We start from the raw sequence: 21,607 nt of genomic DNA, 5'->3' as shown, positions 1-21,607 counted from the left end.
TTTTCTAGAGTTTAAATGATTCATTTTTTCTTTTTTATACATCGAATAGGCTAGGCAACCACAAGGTCAGTTGAGAGACATAGGTAATCAACAACAGCGCGGCAATCATGGCCAAAAACAAGGGTAAAAGGGGCTTTATGACTTTTTGGATCGAGGTTTTGGCCACGCCTACGCCCACAAAGAGGACGGAACCTACGGGAGGCGTGCAGAGACCAATACATAGATTGAATATCATGATGATACCAAAATGGATGGGATCGATGCCCAATTTGGTAACAACAGGCAAAAAGATAGGGGTGAAAATGAGGACGGCCGGGGTAATGTCCATAAAGATGCCCACAAACAATAAAATGGCATTGATGATCAGTAGGACCACGACCACATTATCACTGATTCCCAAGAGCACATCGCTGGTGGCCTGGGGGATATTTTCATAGGAAATGGCCCATGACATGCCAATGGAAGCCGCTATCAACAACAACACCATAGCCGTGGTCACGGAGGAATCCAATAAAATATTGGGTAGGTTTTTAAAGGAAATTTCCTTGTAAACAAACCCGAGAATCAACGAGTAGAGCACGGCAATGGCCGATGCTTCCGTGGCCGTGAATATGCCTGCCACAATACCTCCGATAACGATGACCAATAACAATAGACTTGGAAAAGCATCCACAAAGGTCTTTACGACTGCCAGAATGCCTGAATCTCCTTTTTTGGCGTGTCCGGTATATCCTTTTCTTTTGGCCCAGATCATGGCCACGATCATCAAAAACACTCCAGCAAGAATGCCTGGGATGTAGCCTGCCAAAAACAAGGCCGCAATGGAAACGCCTCCACTGGCTAAGGAATACACAATCAGGATATTGCTAGGGGGGATAATCAGGCCCGTAGTGGCCGAAGTGATGTTCACTGCGGCACCAAATTCTTTGGAATAGCCCTCTTTTTCCATCTCAGGACCCAAAATACTGCCCATGGCAGAGGCTGATGCCATGGCAGAACCTGCTATGGCACCCATAAGCATGGCGGCGGTTATGTTGATCAAGGCAAGTCCGCCGGGAAGCGCACCTACCAAGGTTTTGGCAAAAGCAATCAAACGATGCGCCATGCCCCCTTTGTTCATTAAGTTTCCGGCAAGGATAAAGAAAGGGATGGCCAAAAGCGCAAAACTATCCAAGCCCACGCCCATCCGTTGGGCCAAGGTGGTCGTTGCCGGTAAAAAAGGAATGCTGACCAACATGGTCAGTAAAGCAGAAATGGAAATGCTCCAAGCCACGGGAACGCCTATGGCCAAAAGACCAATAAAGCTTATCAACAACACCAAGATGGGCAGATATTCCATTATTCGCTTTTATTTAAAATGTCCGTAATCTTATAGTAGACAATCAGCAGGCCGCTTATGGGAATGACCAAATACACGTAGGCCAATGGTATTTGAAGGGCGGGCGACAACTGTTCCAATACAAAAGTGATGTACACCAAACGAATGCCTCCAATCACCATTACCGATAACGCAAAAAGGATTACCGCAACTTTAACTGCAGCCGACAGTCTCTTCTGAATGGATTTGTTAAACTTTTGGGGCAGTACATCAATGGCTACGTGCATATCTTTCCCTGCCACATAGGCCGCTCCCAATATTCCGGCCCAGATCATGAGGTATCGTGCCAATTCATCCGTAAACGAGCTTGGCGTTCCCATTACAAAGCGGGTGAAAACTTGCCAAAGCACATTGAGGACCATGGCAGACATGATGATGATCAATGCACCGCCCAATACGTTATCTATGGTTTTCTTGGCATTCATGGTCATTCAACGGCTTTTATTTGTTGTATCAATTTAGACAGCGTCTCGTCTGCCTTATATTTTTCATACACCCTTTCCGTCTCTTTTGAAAAAAGGGACTTGTCTGGTTTAATGATTTTTACCCCTGCCTTTTGAACAGCATCCAGCGCTTCAGCCTCGGCTTTTGCCCACAACTCTCTTTGATATACTACGGATGCATCCACAGCCTGTTGCAGCCAGCTTTGTTCCTGTTCCGAAAGCTTGTCCCAGAAATGGGTGGCCACCAAAATGATATCCGGGGAAAAGGTGTGTTCGTTCAGGGAATAGTATTTGCATATTTCGTAGTGTTTGGAGAGGTAGAAACTGGGAGGGTTGTTTTCCGCCCCGTCCACAACGCCCTGTTGCAAGGAAGTATACAGTTCTCCCCATGAAATGGGTGTGGGTGATCCCCCAAACCCGCGAACCATCTCCATGGCGGTGACACTGGGCATTACCCTGATTTTTTGCCCTTTTAGGTCATCGGGACTTTCAATTGCTTTTTCCTTGGTGTAGAAACTACGGCTGCCCGCATCGTAAAAACCAAGTCCCTTTAGCCAGTATTTTTTACCATCGTTCAGTAATTCCTCGCCAATAGGGCCATCAAACACCTTAAAGGAATGTTCCCTGCTCCTAAATAGGTAGGGAAGTCCCAAAACCCGGGTCTTTGGTGCAAAATTTTCAAGCGTGGCGGCAGAGACCTTGGTCATATCCAAACTTCCAATCTGCAATAATTCAACAATTTGACGTTCGGTGCCCAATTGCTGGTTAGGATAGATTTCAACCGTCATTTTACCCTTGGAAATCTCTTCAAGGTCTTCACCCATCTTTACCAAGGCTTTGTGAACGGAATGATTGACATCCAAGCCGTGTGCCAGTTTTATGGTTTTGACCCCATTGTCTGCCTGACATCCCATCAGAAATAGCATAAGGCCTACCCAAAGCAATATGGAAGTGTAGAATCTCATTGTGTTTTCAATCCTTTCATATGGTATCAAAATTGAAATAGTCCTTGGCGTTGTTGTAGCAGATATCCTGCACAATACTGCCCAAATGCGATAGGTCTGCAGGCAATAATCCTTTTTGGATGTCATTCCCCAAAATATTGCAGAGCAACCGTCTGAAATACTCATGCCTTGGGAAGGACAACAAGCTTCTCGAATCGGTCAGCATACCTATAAAGGTGCTGAGCACGCCTAAATTGGATAGGGTGTTGATTTGTTTTTCCATCCCATCCAATTGGTCCAAATACCACCAGCCAGAACCGTACTGAATCTTTCCCTTGATTCCACCTCTGTTGAAGTTTCCGGCCATGGTGGCAAAAACCTCATTCTGTGATGGATTCAAGTTATATAAAATAGTCTTTGCCAGTTGATCAGTGCTCTCCAAAAGGTTCAAAAACTTACCTAAGGGATACGCTTGTTCCTTATCGCCAATGGAATCAAAGCCCGTGTCTGGACCCAATTTGTCCAGCATGCTTTGGTTGACATTGCGCAAAGGGCCCAAATGAAACTGTTGTGCCCAGCCCAGGGAGTGATATTCCCTACACAGAAAAACCAAAGTTTGAAACTTATAATAATGGAGTTCTCCTGTTCCCAAGCGTTGCCCTAAACCTATTTTTTTGAAAATGGCCTCAATATCATAGGTTCCTTCCTCAAAAAAATACAACTGTTCCAAACCATGGTCTGCCAATCGGCACCCGTTTTCATGGAAATGAGCAATCCGATTTTTTAGGGCTTCCAGCACATCGGAATAAGAAGATATGGTTATACCGGAAGCATCGGACAGTTGCTCCAAATAGCTTTTATACGCGGTAAGGTTCTCAATGGCATAAGCCTTATCCGGACGAAAGGCCGGCAACATTTTTGGGTGATGACCTGCTTTTCTGGATTTTTGGTGAAATCGCAAATCATCTATGGGGTCATCAGTGGTGCAGACCACCTCAACATTCATTTTTTGTAGCATTCCCAAAGCTGAACACGACTTCTCCTGTAGCTTGGCAGAAGTGGTTTGATAGATTTCAAGGGCGTTGTCCTTGGACAGTAAATCCGTGATTCCAAAAAAGCGTTGCAGCTCCAAATGGGTCCAATGGTAGAGAGGGTTCCGCACCAAATAGGGTACGGCTTCGGCCCATTTTAAAAACTTGTCTTGATCGGATGCATTGCCGGTGATGTATTTCTCCTCGATTCCCAAGGCACGCATGGCCCTCCATTTGTAATGATCACCGTCCAACCAGGCCCGGGCCATATTTGGATAGTGACCATCATTGGCCAAAAGCTCTGGAGTCAAATGGTTGTGATAATCAATAATGGGCATATTCTTGGCATAGCTGTGGTACAGCTCTTGGGCATATGGGGTCTGTAACAGAAAATCTTCGTGGATAAAACTCATATTCCCGATTTTTCAATGCCCAACATCAACCCCCGTAATTCGGCCAATCCCCGTAAACGACCTATGGCAGAATATCCAGGGTTGGTTTTTTTGCCCAAATCGTCCAACATCTGGTGCCCATGATCGGGCCGCATGGGCATACGCCGGTCGGGCCGGTTGGTCTGTGTTCTTTTGGCCTGCTCCGTCAATAGTTCTTTTAGCACACCGTACATGTCCACGTCACCATCCAAATGGTCTGCTTCGTAAAAATTTCCTTGGTCATCCCGTTTGGTGCTTCTTAGGTGGATAAAGTTGATTCGGTCAGCCAATTGGTTGGCCATGTTGACCAAATCATTGTCTTCACGAACCCCAAATGAACCCGTACAGAAACAAATTCCATTGTGCGGACTGTTGTGGGCGTTGATGAGATCTTTGGCATCTTGTAAAGTACTCATGACCCTGGGCAATCCCAAAATTGGGAAAGGAGGATCATCAGGGTGAATGGTCAGGAATACCCCGGCCTCTTCAGCAGTTGGGGCTATGGCTTTGACAAAAGCGTGCAGGTTTTCCCGTAATTGTTCTGGTCCGATGTGCTTGTAGGCGTCCAACACATTTTGGAATTGCTCCAAAGTATAGCCCTCTTCCGCACCGGGCAAGCCAGCAATGATATTACGGATGAGTTTCTCCTTGGAAGCTCCGTCCATTTTTTCGTAGGCTTCTTGTGCCAGTTTAATTTCCTCTTGGGTATAGTCTTCTTCCGCACCCGGTCTTTTAAGAAGAAACAGTTCAAATGCGGCAAAGGCAGCTTTGTCAAACCGAAGAGCCGATGATCCATCAGGCATTTGATGGGCCAAATCGGTACGGGTCCAGTCCAGTACGGGCATAAAATTGTAGCAGACGGTGTCCACTCCACATTGCCCCAGATTTTTGATGCTCTCTTTATAATTTTCAATATAGCGTTCAAAGTCTCCAGTGCGCTTTTTAATATCCTCGTGTACAGGGATGCTTTCCACCACGGACCACGTAAACCCATACGCTTGGAGCTGCTTCTTGCGTTCCTCTATTTCTGAAACGGGCCACACCTCCCCATTGGGAATATGGTGCAATGCCGTGACAATTCCTGTGGCACCTGCCATTTTTATATCCGCGAGGGTAACCGGGTCATTGGGCCCGTACCACCTCCATGTTTGTTCCAATCCCATATCTTATACGCCGCTATATGCACTGAAGCCCCCATCAATGGGCACCACAATTCCGGTTACAAATTTTGATCCATTGCCCATCAACCAAAGTACGGTTCCCACCAAATCGTCCGGTTCTCCAAACCGGTTCATGGGAGTATGTTTCAAGATGGTATTTCCACGGGGGGTAAGCGACCCGTCTTTTTGGGTCAATAAACTTCTGTTTTGATCGGTTAAAAAGAAACCGGGGGCTATGGCATTTACCCGAACCCCAACGGGAGCCAAATGCACGGCCAACCACTGCGTAAAATTGCTTACTGCGGCTTTGGCCGCACTGTAGGCCGGTATCTTGGTCAAGGGTCTAAAGGCATTCATGGAAGAGATGTTCAAAACCACCGTGTCTTTTTTCCCAACCATATCCTCTGCAAATACTTGGGTAGGTAAAAGGGTCCCAATAAAGTTAAGGTCAAACACAAACTGGATGCCTTTGGGGTCCAAGGTAAAGAAGGTCGTCAAGTCTTCAGGTGGATTTATATCCTCTTCAAAAAAATGGGTCTTTGTGGTAGTGCCCTTGGGGTGGTTACCTCCGGCCCCGTTAATGAGGATATCACAACTTCCCCATTGCTCTTTTATGATGTCCCTTGCTTTGATGAGGGATTCCTTTTCAAGCACATTGGCACCAACTCCGATTGCCGTACCGCCATTGGCGTTTATTTTTTTTGCGATTTCCTGAGCAGCCTCTTCCTTTAGGTCAAGGATGGCCACTTTGGTTCCCTGATCTGCAATGGATAGGGCCAAAGCACTGCCGAGGACGCCTCCTCCTCCCGTAATGACAACTACTTTGCCGTCTAATTCTCTATATTTAGGTTGATTCATGGGCCTTTTCTGTAATTTTAAGGTTTGATAGTGACCAAAACAATTTCTGTGTCATTTATACACAGTTACTAAATTAGAATTTTTTGGCGAAAAAAAAAATGAAAGAAGATTTATCGGAAGCAACACTCAATGGGCTCAATGATTATCAAGTAAACGAAGATTCCTATGAATGTTCCATGACCACGGACATTGCTGTTTTTGGATATGTGGACAACCGATTGAAGATTTTACTGACCAAAAGATCCGTGGGCAACTTTACCGATCATTGGATGTTGCCCGGAGGGGCCCTACAGGCCAATGAAACCCTAAAAGATTGCGCCCAAAAGATATTGTTTGCCCTAACTGGATTTGAAAATATCCATTTTGAACAGGTAAGAGCGTATTCTGATATAGAGCGCCACCCCACAAAAAGAGTGATCACCATATCCTTTTATGCTTTGGTAAAACCGGAGAACCATCCCTTGACCTTAAAACGGGGTGTGGAGCAGATTGATTGGTTTGATTTGGACAAAATCCCGGCCAATCTTGGGTTTGATCACAACCAAATTATCCGTGATGCGCATCAATTCTTTAAAAAGAACTTAAAGGATACCCTTGTGGTTGGCGAATTGCTTCCACAGAAATTTACACTGCCAGAACTGCAGAATCTTTATGAGAACATTTTGGGTCTGGAATTGGACAAACGCAATTTTAGAAAGCGCATTTTCCAAATGGATATTCTTAAAAATACAGGCGAAAAAAAACCTGGAGTAAAGGGGGGACCCATGTTATATTCGTATAAAGACCATGAGTAAGGTCATTTCCGTCTCCATTTCATAACAAAGACAACAATATATGTTGATTTTGCAACGGATTGAAAGAAAATTCAAGGCCAAATACGGGTAGTGAAACGAACCATTTTGGATTATACCAGTATCCGTATCTTTAGACAAAATTGTAATGTTTCAACTGATTTAATACACCAAAACCCATGAGAAAACTTAAAACTTCGGTCCGTTGGGCCAGCCTGTTTACCCTAACCATTCTTTTCAGTATGTGTAGTCTTGCACAAAAGAGCCCCTATAAAAGTGTTAAGGGAAAGGTAGCTGATGCGTCAATCGAGATTACCTATAACAGTCCTTCCATGCGAGGACGTGAAATTTTTGGAGGTCTTGTTACCTATGATAAAGTCTGGCGGGCAGGAGCTAATATGGCGACAACCTTTACCACGGACAAGGACATTACGGTTGGAGGGGAAAAGCTTTCCGCCGGCACTTATGCCTTGTTCTTTGTGCCCAGCAAAGGGGATTGGACCGTAATTTTTAATTCTAATCATGGACGCAGCGGCTCTTCTGTTGAAGGGTTGACTTTGACCGAATATGATAAGGAAAACAAGTCGACCGATGTGCTTCGGGTTAAAGCATCACCAAAGAAAGCTTCCCAAGCCAAGGAACAATTGACCTATACCATTACCAATGATGGATTTACCATGGAGTGGGCCAATGTGGCACTTCCCGTTGCCATTGATTAAATACAACAGAGTTTAAAAACATGGACCCATCTTCTTAAAAAAGAAGGTGGGTTTTTTGTTAAAATTTATCGGAACAATAAAAGCAAGGCCCCCAAGGCCGTAAGCACGAGAATCATTTTCCGGAAAAACCCCTCACGGATGATTTTTACCAGTCGAATTCCCACATAAATGCCCGCTAAAATGGCCGGGATGAGTTTTACATCTACCCACAAAGTTTCCATGGTAACGGTCTTCCACACAAAAATGTGAAAGGGAAGTTTAAAAAGATTGGTAATGAAAAAGAGCCATGCCGCGGTACCCACAAACTGGTTTTTGGGCAATCGCATAGCCAGGAAGAAGATGTTGGTGAAAGCCCCTGCCAAGTTTCCGATCATGGTACATATCCCCGCCATGATTCCCATGGAACCGGCGAACATCCAATGGGTGGGAACATGGGTGGATTTTCTTCGGTCCCACCAATATAAAAGGCCCAAACTGATAAAAATAACGGTGACCATGCCCCATTTGAACTCCACTTCCGGCAAGTCTTTTCCAACAAGAACACCAACAAGGATGCCCAACACCATCCACGGAATAAACTTGAGAATGTATTTCCACTGGGTATGTCTATTATAATAGATAACAGCAATAATATCACCAACAATCAATAAAGGCATGAATATTCCTGTAGAAGCCTTGGAGCCAAAGGCTAAGGCCATGAGGGTAACATTGAGTATGGACATGCCCTTGAGACCGGCTTTGGAAGCTCCCATTAAAAAAACTGCCGTGGCGGCCATGGCCCATGCCATTATAGAGATTTCGGAGGGAAGGGAGAGAAACATCCAAAACATTTGGTGGAGTACAAAAGTAACCTAAAAAAACTATCTTTGGTTCTTACCAAAACCAAACCAATGGATATACAAACCTTAGATTATGCCATAATCTTTACATTTTTCGCTATTGTCCTTTTCATAGGAATTTATGTTTCCAAGAAATCAGGAAAAAGCTCATCAGAATACTTTTTATCAGGAAGAACCATGCCATGGTGGTTATTGGGACTTTCCATGGTAGCAACCACATTTTCCACGGATACGCCCAATTTGGTGACCGATTTGGTCCGTTCCAATGGTGTTTCCGGAAACTGGGGATGGTGGTGTTTTCTGTTGACGGGAATGCTCACCGTGTTTGTATATGCCAAGTTATGGCGGAAATCCAACGTAAATACGGATTTGGAGTTTTATGAAATCAGATATGGCGGAAAGGCGGCAAGTTTTTTAAGGAAGTTCCGGGCCATTTACCTAGGGGTGTTTTTTAATGTGATCACCATGGCCTCCGTTACCTTGGCGGCCATTAAGATTGGTGGAGTTATGCTGGGGCTGGACCCTTGGGTAACCGTTGTCAGTGCTGGTCTTATAACGGTTATTTTTAGCGCCCTTGGAGGATTTAAGGGAGTGGTTTACAGTGATTTTCTACTCTTTTTTGTGGCCATGGGTGGTGCCATTGGGGCTGCCGTGTATCTGGTGAATCTTCCAGAGGTTGGTGGAATTCAATCCATTTTGGAAAATGAAAATGTACAAGGAAAGCTAAGTATCCTTCCCGATTTTAGTGACAAGAAAGCGTTGATAACGGCCTTGATCATTCCATTGGCGGTACAATGGTGGAGTTCGTGGTATCCTGGAGGGGAACCCGGTGGTGGTGGTTACATTGCACAACGGATGTTGGCAGCAAAAGATGAGAACCATGCCATTGGAGCCACATTCTTCTTCAATATCATGCACTATGCCTTGCGTCCTTGGCCATGGATTTTGGTAGCACTGGCCTCTTTGGTGGTATATCCGGACATTGCCAGTATCCATGAAGCTTTTCCAAATGTAACAGAAGATAAACTGGGACACGATTTGGCCTATTCAGCCATGATGACCAAATTGCCCACGGGTCTTTTGGGAATTGTTTTGGCTTCTTTGGTGGCGGCTTATATGAGTACCATCTCCACACAGTTGAACTGGGGCTCTTCCTATATTGTGTATGATTTTTACAAACAGCAGATAAACCCGAACGCTACGGAGAAACAAATGGTAAATGTGGGAAGACTATCCACGGTAATATTGATGGTGTTAAGTGCATTTTTGGCTTTGGCACTACAAGATGCCATGGGCGTGTTCAACCTATTGCTGTCTTTTGGAGCAGGAACGGGGCTTATCTTTATTCTACGATGGTTTTGGTGGCGTATCAATGCTTGGAGTGAAATCACGGCGATGTTTTCCTCAGGGATTTTAGCTGTTCTTTTGGAGACCACATCGTTGCGAGAAATCCTTTTTGCGCCTGAAACCGGGGTGTTCCCAGAATGGGCAGACTTACCATTTATTATGGTGGTCACATCAATCATTTGGTTAACGGCTACGTTTGTGACACAACCGGAAAGCAAAGAAGTTTTACGTAGTTTCTACCTCAAGATTCAGCCTGGAGGACCGGGTTGGAAAAAGATTGTGGATGAAGCAGACGCTGAGAATGTAGAAATCGTCAAGAGCAATGAAAAATGGAGTGTTCCTGCGGGAATCACGGCCATGCTGTTGGGTGTGGTTTTAATCTACTCCATTATGTTCGCAACGGGATATTGGATTTATCAAGAAACCCAATTGGCTCTCATTTTGACCGGTGTTGCCCTTGTTTCCGGATTTTTCCTGATTAAGGCTTGGGGTAGGATCAAGGATAACATCTTATAACAACAGCACTATGAAAAACAGGGTTTTATCCGTAGATATTTTTAGGGGAATGACCATCGTATTGATGATATTGGTGAATACCCCGGGAACATGGGGGCATGTGTATGCCCCATTATTGCATGCACAATGGCATGGGTACACACCAACGGATTTGGTGTTCCCTTTTTTCCTTTTTATTGTGGGAACCTCCATTGCGTTGGCCTATCAAAATAAAAAGACAGATTCCAGCACCTACAAGAAAATCACGATTCGAAGCTTAAAATTGATCGGGCTGGGTATATTCTTGGGAGCCTTTACTTTGAGCTTCCCTTTCTTCAAGGATTTTGAAAACATTAGGTTCCCTGGGGTTTTGCAACGGATTGGGGTAGTGTTTTTCTTTGCCTCCATCCTATTTATCAATTTGGACTGGAAAAAACTTGTTGCCGTTTCTGGAATCTTGTTGATCGGGTATTGGTTGCTCATGGTTTTTGTCCCGGTTCAAGGGGTGGCATCCACTTTGGAAAGGGCACCGAACAACTTGGCTAACTATGTGGACTTAAACGTGTTTGGCTCTCATATGTGGAAAACAGATTACGACCCCGAAGGACTTTTAAGCACCCTTCCGGCCATAGTGAGTTCATTGTTGGGGATTTTTACTGGATTGATATTGACGTCAAAACAAGAGAAGAAAACCACCATTTTATTCGGTTTGGGAGGCGCATTTTTGGTTCTGGGCCACGTTTGGGATTTGGTATTCCCCATCAACAAGGCATTATGGACCAGTAGCTTTGTGTTGGTAACGGCAGGATGGGCCAACATCGTATTGGCGATTATTTATCACCTCACCGACGTTAAAGGAATAAAATTCGGAAGTATCTTTAAATACGCCGGAGCCAATGCCATTGTGGTGTATTTCTTGTCCAGTTTCATCAGTAAACTGTTCGGGTTGATTAAGGTGGATGGTGAAAACTCCTTGCACGGATGGCTGTTCCAGACCATTTATGTGCACGATTTTATGTCCATGAAACTCTCATCCCTGTTGTATGGTTTGACGGTAGTTTCATTTTACTGCCTTTTAGCCTACGTATTGTACAAGCGGAAGATTTTTATAAAAGTATAAGGCGAGGATTTTTCAACATTATTGTCGAAGTTCCATCAAGCGGGCCACATATTTTCCAACCACATCGAACTCCAAGTTGACCGATGTACCTATTATATAGGTATTGAAACGGGTATGTTCAAAAGTATATGGAATGATGGCTACGCTAAAGCCGTCTTTTTTGGAATCAACCACGGTCAAACTTACACCGTCCACGGTTATGGAACCTTTTTCAATGGTTACATTGTTCAAGCTGGAATCGTACTGAAACCCAAAGACCCAGCTACCATCTTTTTGTTCCATGGAAGTGCATTGGGCAGTTTGGTCCACATGTCCCTGTACAATATGGCCATCCAATCGAGCCCCTAAGACCATGGCACGTTCCAAATTTACCACATCACCAGTCTTTAAGTCCCCTATATTGCTCTTGATCAAGGTCTCTTCAATGGCGGTCACGGTGTATAAGTTATCTTTTATGGCCACAACGGTAAGGCATACCCCATTGTGTGAAACGCTTTGGTCTATCTTCAGTTCCGATGTAATATTGGAGGACAGGGTAATATGCAAATTGCCCCCTTCTTTTTCAAGCTTTTCAACTTTCCCCAAAGTCTCTATGATACCTGTGAACATGTGTCTTATTAATTGACTAGTTTTGTAATGCAAAAGTAGCCATAACGGCAGTGATTATATGAAGGAAAATCAAAAAATAAAACTGGGGATTTCCATTGGGGACATAAATGGAATTGGGTGTGAAGTTGCCCTAAAAACATTTGAAGACCCACGGATGTTGGACTTCTGCACCCCAATTATTTTTGCATCGAACAAAACCGTTTCCCAGCAGAAATCGGATTTGGGAATCGAGATGACATTCAACGGGGTTAGGGATGCATCCCAAGCCGTGGAAGGAAAGATCAACATTGTGAATGTTTGGAAAGAAGTACCGAAAATTGAATTCGGACAGGCCACACAGGAAGGAGGCACCTATGCCATTAGATCACTTCGGGCGGCGGTTTCCGCTTTAAAGGATGGAAGTATTGACGTTCTGGTAACGGCACCCATCAACAAAAACAATATACAGTCCGACGATTTTAAATTTCCCGGGCATACCGATTATCTGGCCCAAGAATTGAACGGGGAAAGCCTTATGTTCATGGTGGCAGACACCCTTCGCGTAGGGTTGCTCACGGACCATATTGCCGTTAAGGATGTGGCTCAGGCCATAACTCCAAGTTTGGTGAGGCACAAGATAGCCACCATGGAAAAATCCCTAAAAATGGATTTTGGAATCCGTAAACCAAAGATTGCTCTGTTGGGCATAAATCCGCATAGCGGGGATAACGGTACCATTGGGGAGGAGGACGACAAAATTTTGAAGCCGGTGATCAAAGAGCTGTTCAATAAGGGAACGTTGGTGTATGGACCGTATTCCGCAGACAGCTTTTTTGGTTCGGACAACCATAAGAATTTTGATGCCATTTTAGCGGCCTATCATGATCAAGGACTTATTCCCTTTAAAACCCTTTCCTTTGGAAAAGGGGTGAACTATACCGCTGGACTTGACAAGGTTAGGACATCACCGGACCATGGCACGGCCTATGAAATTGCCGGAAAAGGGCAAGCGGACAACAGCTCTTTTAAAGAAGCGGTTTTTATGGCCATTGAAGTGTTCAAGAACCGTACAGAGTATATCGAATTGAGCAAAAACCCACTGAAAAAACAAAAGACCAAGCGTGCGAGCTAAAAAAGTTCCACAAAGATGGATATTTGTTGGTGTTGGAATTGCAGTTTTGTAAATAAGTAGTATCTTTGCACCCGCCTTTAGAGGCTGGTACACAAACCTTAAGTGTAGAAACAATGAAGCTGAAGGAGTTTTTTATCCCATTTTCAGGCTTGAAGTTGGGAAAACACGAATTTGTGTACGAGATTGACAATGCGTTCTTTGAATCTTTTGAATACCAAGAATTTAACGGAGCTTCCGTAAAGGTGACCGCCATATTGGAAAAGATGAGCAATATGATGGAATTGGGAATCGAGGCCAAGGGAACGGTGAATGTGGATTGCGACATGACCGGCGAACCTTTTGACCAACCCATCCATTCAGATTTGCACTTGGTCATCAAGTTTGGGGAAGAGTACAATGATGAAGATGATGAAATTTTGATCATTCCCCATGGTGAGTACCAAATCAACATTGCACAGTACATCTATGAGATGTTGGTGTTGGCCGTCCCTCAAAAAAGAGTACACCCCGGTGTATTGGACGGAACGTTGAAATCGGAAATCTTGGACAAGCTGGAAGAATTGCAGCCAAAAGAAGAAAAGAAACCATCAGAAAAAACAGATCCCAGATGGGATGATTTAAAAAAGTTACTAACGGACAAATAGGTTTATAATGGCACATCCTAAAAGAAAGACATCAAAGACCAGAAGGGACAAAAGAAGAACCCACTACAAAGCGGTAGCCCCTACAATTGCCAAGGATTCCGTAACAGGAGAAATGCACTTGTACCACAGAGCACACTGGCATGAAGGCAAACTGTACTACAGAGGTCAAGTATTGATTGACAAAACAGAGGAAGAAACTGCTGCCTAATGGCAAATCCCTCAAAATAAACCAACTCCCGTTCCAAACTAGCGGGAGTTTTTTTATGGACTGAAGTTAATTTCAAAAACGGCCCCGTTTTGATAAAAAAGTCATATAAAATGACTAATTTTCACCTCTTCTGGGTCAAATTTCAATGTTTTTGACAAAAAGAGACGCTAAAATGAATAAAACAACAGCAGCCATCACAGCTGTGGGAGGATATGTTCCCGATTTCGTACTATCCAACAAAGTGTTGGAAACCATGGTAGATACCAATGATGAATGGATAACCTCGAGGACCGGAATCAAAGAGCGGAGAATATTGAAGGAAGAGAACGCCGGAACTTCGTACATGGCCATAAGGGCGGCCCAAGATCTTATTAAAAAAGGAAATGTAGACCCTTCGGAGATTGATTTTGTGTTGGTGGCCACGGCCACTCCCGATCTTCCCGTTGCGTCGACCGCGGCATATGTGGCTTCGGAAATTGGGGCGGTCAATGCCTTTGCCTATGACTTACAGGCTGCATGCTCCAGTTTTCTGTATGGAATGTCAACTGCGGCCAGTTATATTGAATCAGGAAAATACAAGAAAGTTTTGGTGATCGGGGCCGATAAGATGTCGTCGATCTTAGATTATACCGATCGTACCACCTGCATTATCTTTGGTGATGGTGCCGGTGCCGTACTCTTTGAACCCAATGAGGAAGGACTTGGGGTACAGGACGAGTATTTACGATCGGATGGAATTGGACGCCAATTCTTGAAAATTGATGCAGGAGGCTCTATCTTGCCTGCGTCCGAAGAAACGGTGAAGAACAAACAACATTATGTATACCAAGATGGGAAATCCGTTTTTAAATTTGCGGTTTCCAACATGGCTGAGGTGTCCGCACTGATCATGGAGCGGAACAATCTTTCCCATGAGGATGTACAGTGGTTGGTACCCCATCAGGCCAATAAACGTATCATTGACGCCACAGCCAACAGGATGGGAGTGGATTCGGAAAAAGTGATGATCAATATTGACCGTTACGGAAACACCACATCGGCAACCTTGCCCTTGTTGTTGTTCGATTATGAAAAACAACTGAAAAAAGGAGACAACTTAATATTTGCCGCCTTTGGAGGAGGCTTCACATGGGGTTCCATTTATTTAAAATGGGCCTATAATTCTTAAACAGCACAACTAACAAAATCATATTCCATGGACATTAAGGAAATTCAAAGTTTAATCAAGTTTGTGGCCAAATCGGGTGCCAGCGAGGTGAAGTTGGAGATGGAAGACATTAAGATCACCATCCGAACCGGTAGTACAAGCTCAAGTACCCCAGAGACAACCATTGTACAGCAAATTCCCATGGCCCAAGCACCTGCCGCTCCTGTGGCTGCGGCTCCAGCCGCTCAAGAAACCGCGGCACCTGCAACGGAATCTGCTTCAAAATCCGATGACTCCAAATACATCACCATTAAATCACCCATTATAGGAACTTTCTACAGAAAGCCTTCTCCTGATAAACCCGCTTTTGTTGAGGTGGGTAGTACCATTAATCAAGGAGATGTGCTTTGTGTGATCGAAGCCATGAAATTGTTCAACGATATCGAATCTGAAGTTTCCGGAAAAATCGTCAAGGTATTGGTTGATGACTCTTCTCCAGTGGAATTTGATCAGCCATTGTTCTTGGTAGATCCATCGTAGTGAATTTTAAATGATAAATTTTAAGCAGCGATTCCTGTTGTTTAAAACCATTTAAGATTTAGAATTCAGAATTTAAGATTGTGTTCTATGTTTAAAAAAATATTGATTGCAAATAGGGGCGAAATCGCACTGCGAATTATTCGTACCTGTAAGGAAATGGGGATAAAGACCGTTGCCGTATATTCCAAGGCGGACGAGGAAAGTCTCCATGTGCGTTTTGCAGATGAAGCCGTTTGTATTGGTCCGGCCCCTAGCCACGAATCCTATTTAAAGATTCCGAACATCATTGCTGCGGCGGAAATCACCAATGCAGATGCCATTCACCCCGGATATGGGTTTCTTTCCGAAAATGCCAAGTTCTCGAAAATCTGTGCGGAGCACGACATCAAGTTTATTGGTGCTTCGGGGGAACAGATTGAAAAAATGGGGGACAAGGCTACGGCCAAGGAAACCATGAAAAAAGCAGGGGTTCCCACCGTTCCGGGATCGGATGGACTACTTAAGGATGTGGACCACGCCAGAAAGGAAGCCAAAAAAATGGGCTATCCCGTTATGATCAAGGCGACTGCCGGTGGTGGTGGAAAGGGAATGCGCGCCATTTGGTCCGAGGACGAAATGGAAAAGAATTTCGAAAGTGCCGTCAAAGAAGCCACAGCTGCTTTTGGCAATGGCGGAATGTACATGGAAAAGCTCATCGAGGAGCCACGACATATTGAGATTCAAGTTGTGGGCGATCAATATGGAAAGGCATGTCACCTTTCAGAAAGGGATTGCTCCGTACAACGCAGACACCAAAAATTGACCGAGGAGACGCCGTCACCCTTTATGACGGATTCCCTTAGGGAAGATATGGGTAAAGCCGCTGTAAAAGCCGCTGAATATATCAAATACGAAGGCGCGGGAACCGTGGAGTTTTTGGTGGACAAGCACCGCAACTTCTACTTCATGGAGATGAACACCCGTATCCAGGTGGAGCACCCCATTACAGAACAGGTGGTGGATTATGATTTGATCCGGGAGCAGATTCTGGTTGCCGGAGGTGTGCCCATCTCAGGGAAGAACTATTATCCAAAACTGCACTCCATTGAATGTAGGATCAATGCGGAAGATCCGTACAATGATTTTAGACCTTCACCAGGAAAGATCACGACCCTTCATACGCCCGGTGGGCATGGGGTCCGATTAGATACCCATGTGTACAGTGGGTACATGATTCCACCCAACTACGACTCCATGATCGCCAAGTTGATCACCACGGCCCAGACCCGGGAAGAGGCCATCAACAAAATGCGCAGGGCGTTGGATGAGTTTGTGATCGAAGGTGTAAAAACCACAATTCCGTTTCACAGACAGTTGATGGATCACCCAGACTATTTGGCCGGGAACTATACCACCAAATTCATGGAAGGGTTCAAAATGGATTCCAAATATCAAGACTAAATATAGCCCCGATTTTTTATCGGGGTTTTTGTTTTATGGAGCTAAGCTATTGGGAATATAAGACTTGGTTGTCCCATGTGGATTTTACCATCATTGGTAGCGGTATTGTAGGGCTTAACTGTGCACTCCGATTAAGGGAAAAATATCCCAGCAGCAGGATTCTGGTCTTGGAAAGGGGCAGTCTCCCTCAAGGGGCCAGCACCAAGAATGCTGGCTTTGCCTGTTTTGGGAGCGTTTCTGAAATTTTGGCTGATGTAAAGGCGCATACCGAGGAAGAAGTGGTGCAGCTGGTCCAAAAGCGATATAACGGCATTCAGGTACTGCGCACGCTTTTGGGGGACAAGGCCATCGGGTTTGAACAGCATGGAGGCCATGAACTTTTCTTGGGGGATGATTCCGAATTGTTTGCGTCTTGTTCGGACAGTATGGAGCACTTGAACCAATTGTTGCTTCCTGTTTTTGGAGCCCCACCTTTTGTGAAAACCAAGAATGAATTTGGGTTTTCCGGGATTCGTGACACCTATATTACCCATCAATTTGAAGGTCAATTGGATACCGGAAAAATGATGCAGGCCCTGCTCCAAAAATGCCATGAGAACCAGATTCCCATTTTAAATGGGGTTGAAGTCAAGGACATTGAAGATTCAGGAAGTAAAGTGATCATCCATGCAGAAGGCTTTGGATTTGATTCCAAAAAGGTGTTTGTGGCGACGAACGGTTTTGCCTCAAAACTGGTACAATCTGAAACGGTAAAGCCAGCAAGGGCACAGGTGTTGATCACAAAGCCCATCAAAAACCTAAAAATAAAGGGAACGTTCCATTTGGACGAAGGTTATTACTATTTTAGGAATATAGACGACCGGATTTTGTTTGGCGGCGGCCGAAACCTCGATTTTCAAACCGAAGAGACCATGGAATTTGGGGAAACCCATACCATTCAAGATGCATTGGAAAAATTGCTCAAAAAGGTAATCCTTCCCGATCAAGACTTCGAAATTGACCAAAGATGGAGCGGGATTATGGGTGTGGGTACCCAAAAAACCCCCATCGTAAAACAAATTTCCAATTCCGTATACTGTGGTGTGCGGCTCGGCGGAATGGGCGTTGCCTTGGGTAGCTTGGTGGGACAGGAGCTTGCAGATTTGATTTAGAAAGCTCAAGAACAAGCTCAAATACCAATGATCACTATCGTATTGGTTTCTTGAATACTTTTTTGAACTTGATGCTTGGGTTTGGACTTAATTAAATCATCCGCCCATCCAACAGATTGATGATTCGGGAACCATAAGCCGCATTTTTCTCTGAATGTGTCACTTGGATAATAGTGACGCCTTCGTCATTCAACTGTTTAAAAAGTTCCATGATTTCCTCCCCTTGCTTAGAGTTGAGGTTTCCCGTGGGCTCATCGGCCAAAATCAGTTTTGGATTGGAGATTAGGGCACGGGCTATGCCCACCAATTGCTGTTGCCCACCACTGAGTTGAGCAGGGAAAAGGTCTTTTTTGCCCACAATATTGAAACGATCCAACATATCGGCCACCATGGCCTTGCGTTCGGCACCTTTATATTTTTTGTAGAGTAAGGGCATTTCCAGATTTTCCTTTACCGTAAGTTCATCCAACAAGTGGTAAGATTGGAATACAAAACCAATGTACTCTTTGTACAGATTGGACCGGTGTTTTTCTTTGATGGAGTGCACGGGTTCATCCAAAAATTGATATTCCCCTTCGTCAAACCCGTCCAACATCCCGATGACATTCAACAAAGTGGATTTTCCGGAACCCGAAGGCCCCATAATGGAGATAAATTCACCTTCCTTTACTTCAAAATTGATGTCCTTTAATAAAAAAATACGCTGGCCTCCAGAGTTGACCCATTTAAAAATGTTGTTGAGTTGTAGTAGCATGATTGATATTTTTATTCTTCCCGCAAGGTTTCAACAGGATTGGCCGAAGCCGCCCGTACACTTTGAAAACTCACGGTAAGCAATGTAAGGAAAAGGGTTAAAAATCCGGTAAGTGCAAAAATCCACCAACTTATGGTGGTCTTATAGGCAAAGCCTTCAAGCCATCTGTTCATGGCGAACCAGGAAATGGGAACGGCAAAGATGAAGGCAAGTCCAATCCATTTTACAAAATCTTGGTTCAGCAAGGAAAGAATTTGTCCCACGGTGGCGCCGTTTACCTTTCGTATGCCAATTTCTTTTCTGCGTTGTAGAATGGTATAGGAAGTAAGCCCAAACAATCCCATCAAGGCAATCAGTATGGCAAGAAAGGTAAAGAAGCCGAATGCCTCACCAAATTTTTTATCATCGTTGTATTGGGCCTCAAAATTCTTGTCCAAAAAAGTATAGCCAAATGTACTCTCGGGGAAGACAGACTTCCATTTGCTTTGCAAAGATGCCATGGCCGACTCCAATTGGGTTGGGTTTAAGGCCGAATCATCTAATTTTACCAAAAGGGAACTGGTTGCAGTGCCTGGCCGAATAAGCATTGGTTGAATAACGGTTTTTAGCCCAAAGTGGTGATAGTTTTCCATTACCCCGACGATCTTCCAGGTCTGCCCCCAATACTTCACCTCTTTTTCCAAGGCTTCCGAAGCATTGGAGAACCCCATCTTTCTTGCAAATTGTTCATTGACAACAATGTCGTTCCCACCACCATTGGCATTGGCATGGAACACATCACCGGCCAAAAATGATATGCCCATTACTTTGAAAAACTCGGGTTCCACCTGATACTGATAATATACGGTCTGTTCTTCAAAAGAACCATCCGGTTTGGTTATTCCCATAAAAGAAGGAAGGTTGTTATAGCCGCCCCCGGGATAGGTTTGCGCGGTTGAAACGGCATTCACAAAACTTAGGTTGCCCAATTCCTTCTTCAGCACCTGAAAATCCTTGTTCTTTATAGAGTCCGAGGGTTGGTCCAATATTTGGCCCCTTAGGGCGACCACACCATTGAGCTGTGCCCCTATGGGTTGATCTTTTAGGAATCGAATCTGCTTGCCCACGACCAAGGTCCCTATCAAAAGTACAATGGTGGCCAAAAACTGAAGGGTTATCAATCCTTTCCGAAGCAGCAAGCCTTGGGAGGATCCTTGAATTTTTCCTTTCAATGTTTTTGCAGGACGGTAACCACTCAAGATAAATGCAGGATATAGGTTTGAGATGAACGTTCCCAATAAGATGAAAGCAAAAAACGGCCAAAGGGAATATAGGTTGGGGAGGGCAACCATCAATTCTTGTCCCATATAGCCATTGAACCAAGGCAATGTCAAGGCTACGAGGGTAAGGGCTATGATCAAGGCCAAGCCATTGATTAAGATTGATTCTGAAAAGATTTGCCAAACCAAATGGAGCCTTTGTGCACCAGCCACCTTACGGATTCCAATTTCCTTGGCTCTTTCCAAGGATTTTGCCGTGGCAAGATTTACATAGTTGAGCCATGAGAGCAACAATACGATCAAGGCTATGGCAGATAAAAAGTTGACCCGGTTTGCACTCCCGTTGGCTTCGGCCTCATACGGTTTGTTGGAGTGTAAATGAATACGTTCCAAAGCTTCAATGTCATGCCTTTCATCCACTTTTCCATCGGCATTGTTTTCTTGGATTTTTTTTCTGAGCGCAGCAATGTTGGAATTTTCAGCAACTTTCAAATAGGTGAAAAAGTTGTTGTTGGCCCAGTTCAATTCTTGTTGCCCCTCGAACATCTCCCACGTCCAGAGGGTATCAAATGAAATCAGAAAACTGTTTTTCATATGGGTATTCTGGGAGACGTCTTTCATGACCCCAGTAACGGTCATTGGAACGTCGTTTCCCCAAAAGGTGGACACTGTTTTTCCCAAAGGGTTTTCATCCCCGAACAGTTTATGCGCAAGAGATTCTGTCAATATAATGGAATAGGGCTCCACCAAAGCGGTGTTTTTGTCCCCCTTGATCAAGGGATAGGGAAAAATGTCAAAATAGGATGGGTCTGCCAAAGAACCTACATTTTCTCCCAATACGGTCTCTTTGTTTACCAAGGTAACGCCACCCATATGAAACAGGCGAACCTGCTCAAGTACTTCGGGAAATTCTTGCTTAATGGTGGGGCCGGATAAATTATAGACTTGGGCATCCCCTGGGGCAAAAACATCTCCCGTCTTATAATCCATATACACACGATACACATGCTCCGAACCGCTAAATGTGTCATAGCTGCGTTCATAGTTTACGTAGAGCATAATGAGAACAAAGGAAGCAATGCCCACCGTTAGCCCTAAGATGTTGATAAAGGAATAGAGCCTGTTTTTTAGGAGATATCGTAGGGCAATTTTTAGGAATATAGGATTCATCTTGACATCTTTAATGGG

At 44.4% G+C, this 21,607-nt stretch carries 21 protein-coding genes; 11 read left to right on the top strand and 10 right to left on the bottom strand.

The annotated features are described in order from the left end of the window. Positions 1 to 34 precede the first annotated feature (34 nt). From DN53_RS07875 to DN53_RS07850, 6 genes are read right to left on the bottom strand one after another with little or no spacing between them, the layout of a single operon-like run. Entirely contained in the window at positions 35 to 1,339 is a 1,305-nt protein-coding gene (locus DN53_RS07875) for a TRAP transporter large permease (RefSeq protein ID WP_129653839.1), read from the bottom strand. After that, positions 1,339 to 1,803 carry a TRAP transporter small permease gene (locus tag DN53_RS07870; protein ID WP_129653838.1) on the bottom strand — a complete coding sequence of 155 codons (465 nt, stop codon included), beginning with the start codon at positions 1,801 to 1,803 and terminating at the stop codon, positions 1,339 to 1,341. The genes DN53_RS07875 and DN53_RS07870 overlap by 1 nt, the downstream gene beginning before the upstream one ends. Before the next feature lie 2 nt (positions 1,804 to 1,805). Then, positions 1,806 to 2,786 (bottom strand): TRAP transporter substrate-binding protein, encoded by a 981-nt coding sequence (locus DN53_RS07865; RefSeq protein WP_129653837.1) that lies wholly within the window; start codon positions 2,784 to 2,786, stop codon positions 1,806 to 1,808. 16 nt (positions 2,787 to 2,802) lie between these two features. Then, positions 2,803 to 4,209: a glucuronate isomerase gene (gene uxaC / locus DN53_RS07860; protein WP_129653836.1), complete on the bottom strand. Its 1,407-nt coding sequence runs from the start codon at positions 4,207 to 4,209 to the stop codon at positions 2,803 to 2,805. Then, positions 4,206 to 5,384: a mannonate dehydratase gene (uxuA, locus tag DN53_RS07855; RefSeq protein WP_207211104.1), complete on the bottom strand. Its 1,179-nt coding sequence runs from the start codon at positions 5,382 to 5,384 to the stop codon at positions 4,206 to 4,208. Before uxuA ends, uxaC begins: the two co-directional genes overlap by 4 nt. A gap of 9 nt (positions 5,385 to 5,393) precedes the next feature. Then, positions 5,394 to 6,245, bottom strand: coding sequence for an SDR family oxidoreductase (locus DN53_RS07850; RefSeq protein ID WP_129653834.1), 852 nt, complete (start codon positions 6,243 to 6,245; stop codon positions 5,394 to 5,396). Positions 6,246 to 6,343: 98 nt separating this feature from the next. Here DN53_RS07850 and DN53_RS07845 point away from each other — a divergent pair, with 98 nt between their 5' ends. Then, positions 6,344 to 7,039, top strand: coding sequence for an NUDIX hydrolase (locus DN53_RS07845; protein WP_129653833.1), 696 nt, complete (start codon positions 6,344 to 6,346; stop codon positions 7,037 to 7,039). 176 nt (positions 7,040 to 7,215) lie between these two features. Continuing rightward, positions 7,216 to 7,755, top strand: coding sequence for a DUF2911 domain-containing protein (locus DN53_RS07840; RefSeq protein ID WP_129653832.1), 540 nt, complete (start codon positions 7,216 to 7,218; stop codon positions 7,753 to 7,755). Between the two features lie 65 nt (positions 7,756 to 7,820). Here DN53_RS07840 and DN53_RS07835 read toward each other — a convergent pair whose 3' ends face one another. Next, positions 7,821 to 8,576: a sulfite exporter TauE/SafE family protein gene (locus tag DN53_RS07835; RefSeq protein WP_129653831.1), complete on the bottom strand. Its 756-nt coding sequence runs from the start codon at positions 8,574 to 8,576 to the stop codon at positions 7,821 to 7,823. A gap of 69 nt (positions 8,577 to 8,645) precedes the next feature. Between DN53_RS07835 and DN53_RS07830 the strand changes: the two genes are divergently transcribed. Both DN53_RS07830 and DN53_RS07825 read left to right on the top strand, forming a co-directional pair. Next, a complete protein-coding gene (locus DN53_RS07830) occupies positions 8,646 to 10,457 on the top strand; it encodes a sodium:solute symporter family protein (protein WP_129653830.1) in 1,812 nt (603 codons plus the stop codon). A gap of 10 nt (positions 10,458 to 10,467) precedes the next feature. Continuing rightward, positions 10,468 to 11,556: an acyltransferase family protein gene (locus DN53_RS07825; RefSeq protein WP_129653829.1), complete on the top strand. Its 1,089-nt coding sequence runs from the start codon at positions 10,468 to 10,470 to the stop codon at positions 11,554 to 11,556. Positions 11,557 to 11,574: 18 nt separating this feature from the next. Here the strand turns inward: DN53_RS07825 and DN53_RS07820 are convergent, their stop codons facing one another. Then, positions 11,575 to 12,165 carry a riboflavin synthase gene (locus DN53_RS07820; RefSeq protein WP_129653828.1) on the bottom strand — a complete coding sequence of 197 codons (591 nt, stop codon included), beginning with the start codon at positions 12,163 to 12,165 and terminating at the stop codon, positions 11,575 to 11,577. Positions 12,166 to 12,223: 58 nt separating this feature from the next. Between DN53_RS07820 and pdxA the strand changes: the two genes are divergently transcribed. The 7 genes from pdxA (at position 12,224) to DN53_RS07785 (ending at position 18,406) form a co-directional block, all read left to right on the top strand. Then, a complete protein-coding gene (gene pdxA, locus DN53_RS07815; protein WP_129653827.1) occupies positions 12,224 to 13,276 on the top strand; it encodes a 4-hydroxythreonine-4-phosphate dehydrogenase PdxA in 1,053 nt (350 codons plus the stop codon). Positions 13,277 to 13,389: 113 nt separating this feature from the next. Next, positions 13,390 to 13,920: a YceD family protein gene (locus tag DN53_RS07810; RefSeq protein WP_129653826.1), complete on the top strand. Its 531-nt coding sequence runs from the start codon at positions 13,390 to 13,392 to the stop codon at positions 13,918 to 13,920. A gap of 7 nt (positions 13,921 to 13,927) precedes the next feature. Further along, positions 13,928 to 14,128 (top strand): 50S ribosomal protein L32, encoded by a 201-nt coding sequence (rpmF, locus tag DN53_RS07805; RefSeq protein ID WP_072876398.1) that lies wholly within the window; start codon positions 13,928 to 13,930, stop codon positions 14,126 to 14,128. Positions 14,129 to 14,300: 172 nt separating this feature from the next. Further along, entirely contained in the window at positions 14,301 to 15,296 is a 996-nt protein-coding gene (locus DN53_RS07800) for a beta-ketoacyl-ACP synthase III (protein WP_129653825.1), read from the top strand. A gap of 27 nt (positions 15,297 to 15,323) precedes the next feature. Continuing rightward, positions 15,324 to 15,815 (top strand): acetyl-CoA carboxylase biotin carboxyl carrier protein, encoded by a 492-nt coding sequence (gene accB / locus DN53_RS07795; protein WP_129653824.1) that lies wholly within the window; start codon positions 15,324 to 15,326, stop codon positions 15,813 to 15,815. Between the two features lie 87 nt (positions 15,816 to 15,902). Then, complete coding sequence (gene accC / locus DN53_RS07790; RefSeq protein WP_129653823.1) at positions 15,903 to 17,255, top strand: acetyl-CoA carboxylase biotin carboxylase subunit; 1,353 nt, start codon at positions 15,903 to 15,905, stop codon at positions 17,253 to 17,255. A 35-nt stretch (positions 17,256 to 17,290) separates the two neighbouring features. Continuing rightward, the gene (locus tag DN53_RS07785; protein ID WP_129653822.1) at positions 17,291 to 18,406 is read left to right on the top strand and encodes an NAD(P)/FAD-dependent oxidoreductase; all 1,116 of its coding nucleotides are present in this window, start codon (positions 17,291 to 17,293) and stop codon (positions 18,404 to 18,406) included. A 91-nt stretch (positions 18,407 to 18,497) separates the two neighbouring features. Here the strand turns inward: DN53_RS07785 and DN53_RS07780 are convergent, their stop codons facing one another. Together DN53_RS07780 and DN53_RS07775 are read right to left on the bottom strand one after the other, a co-directional pair. Beyond that, complete coding sequence (locus tag DN53_RS07780) at positions 18,498 to 19,160, bottom strand: ABC transporter ATP-binding protein (protein WP_129653821.1); 663 nt, start codon at positions 19,158 to 19,160, stop codon at positions 18,498 to 18,500. 11 nt (positions 19,161 to 19,171) lie between these two features. After that, positions 19,172 to 21,589, bottom strand: a complete 2,418-nt coding sequence (locus tag DN53_RS07775; RefSeq protein ID WP_129653820.1) for an ABC transporter permease — start codon at positions 21,587 to 21,589, stop codon at positions 19,172 to 19,174. Positions 21,590 to 21,607: the final 18 nt, after the last annotated feature.

Source organism: Flagellimonas olearia, from assembly GCF_004150225.1.
Classification (GTDB): domain Bacteria; phylum Bacteroidota; class Bacteroidia; order Flavobacteriales; family Flavobacteriaceae; genus Flagellimonas; species Flagellimonas olearia.
The sequence above is the reverse complement of the archived record's forward strand: the minus strand, read 5'-3'. Positions and strand labels throughout refer to the sequence as shown.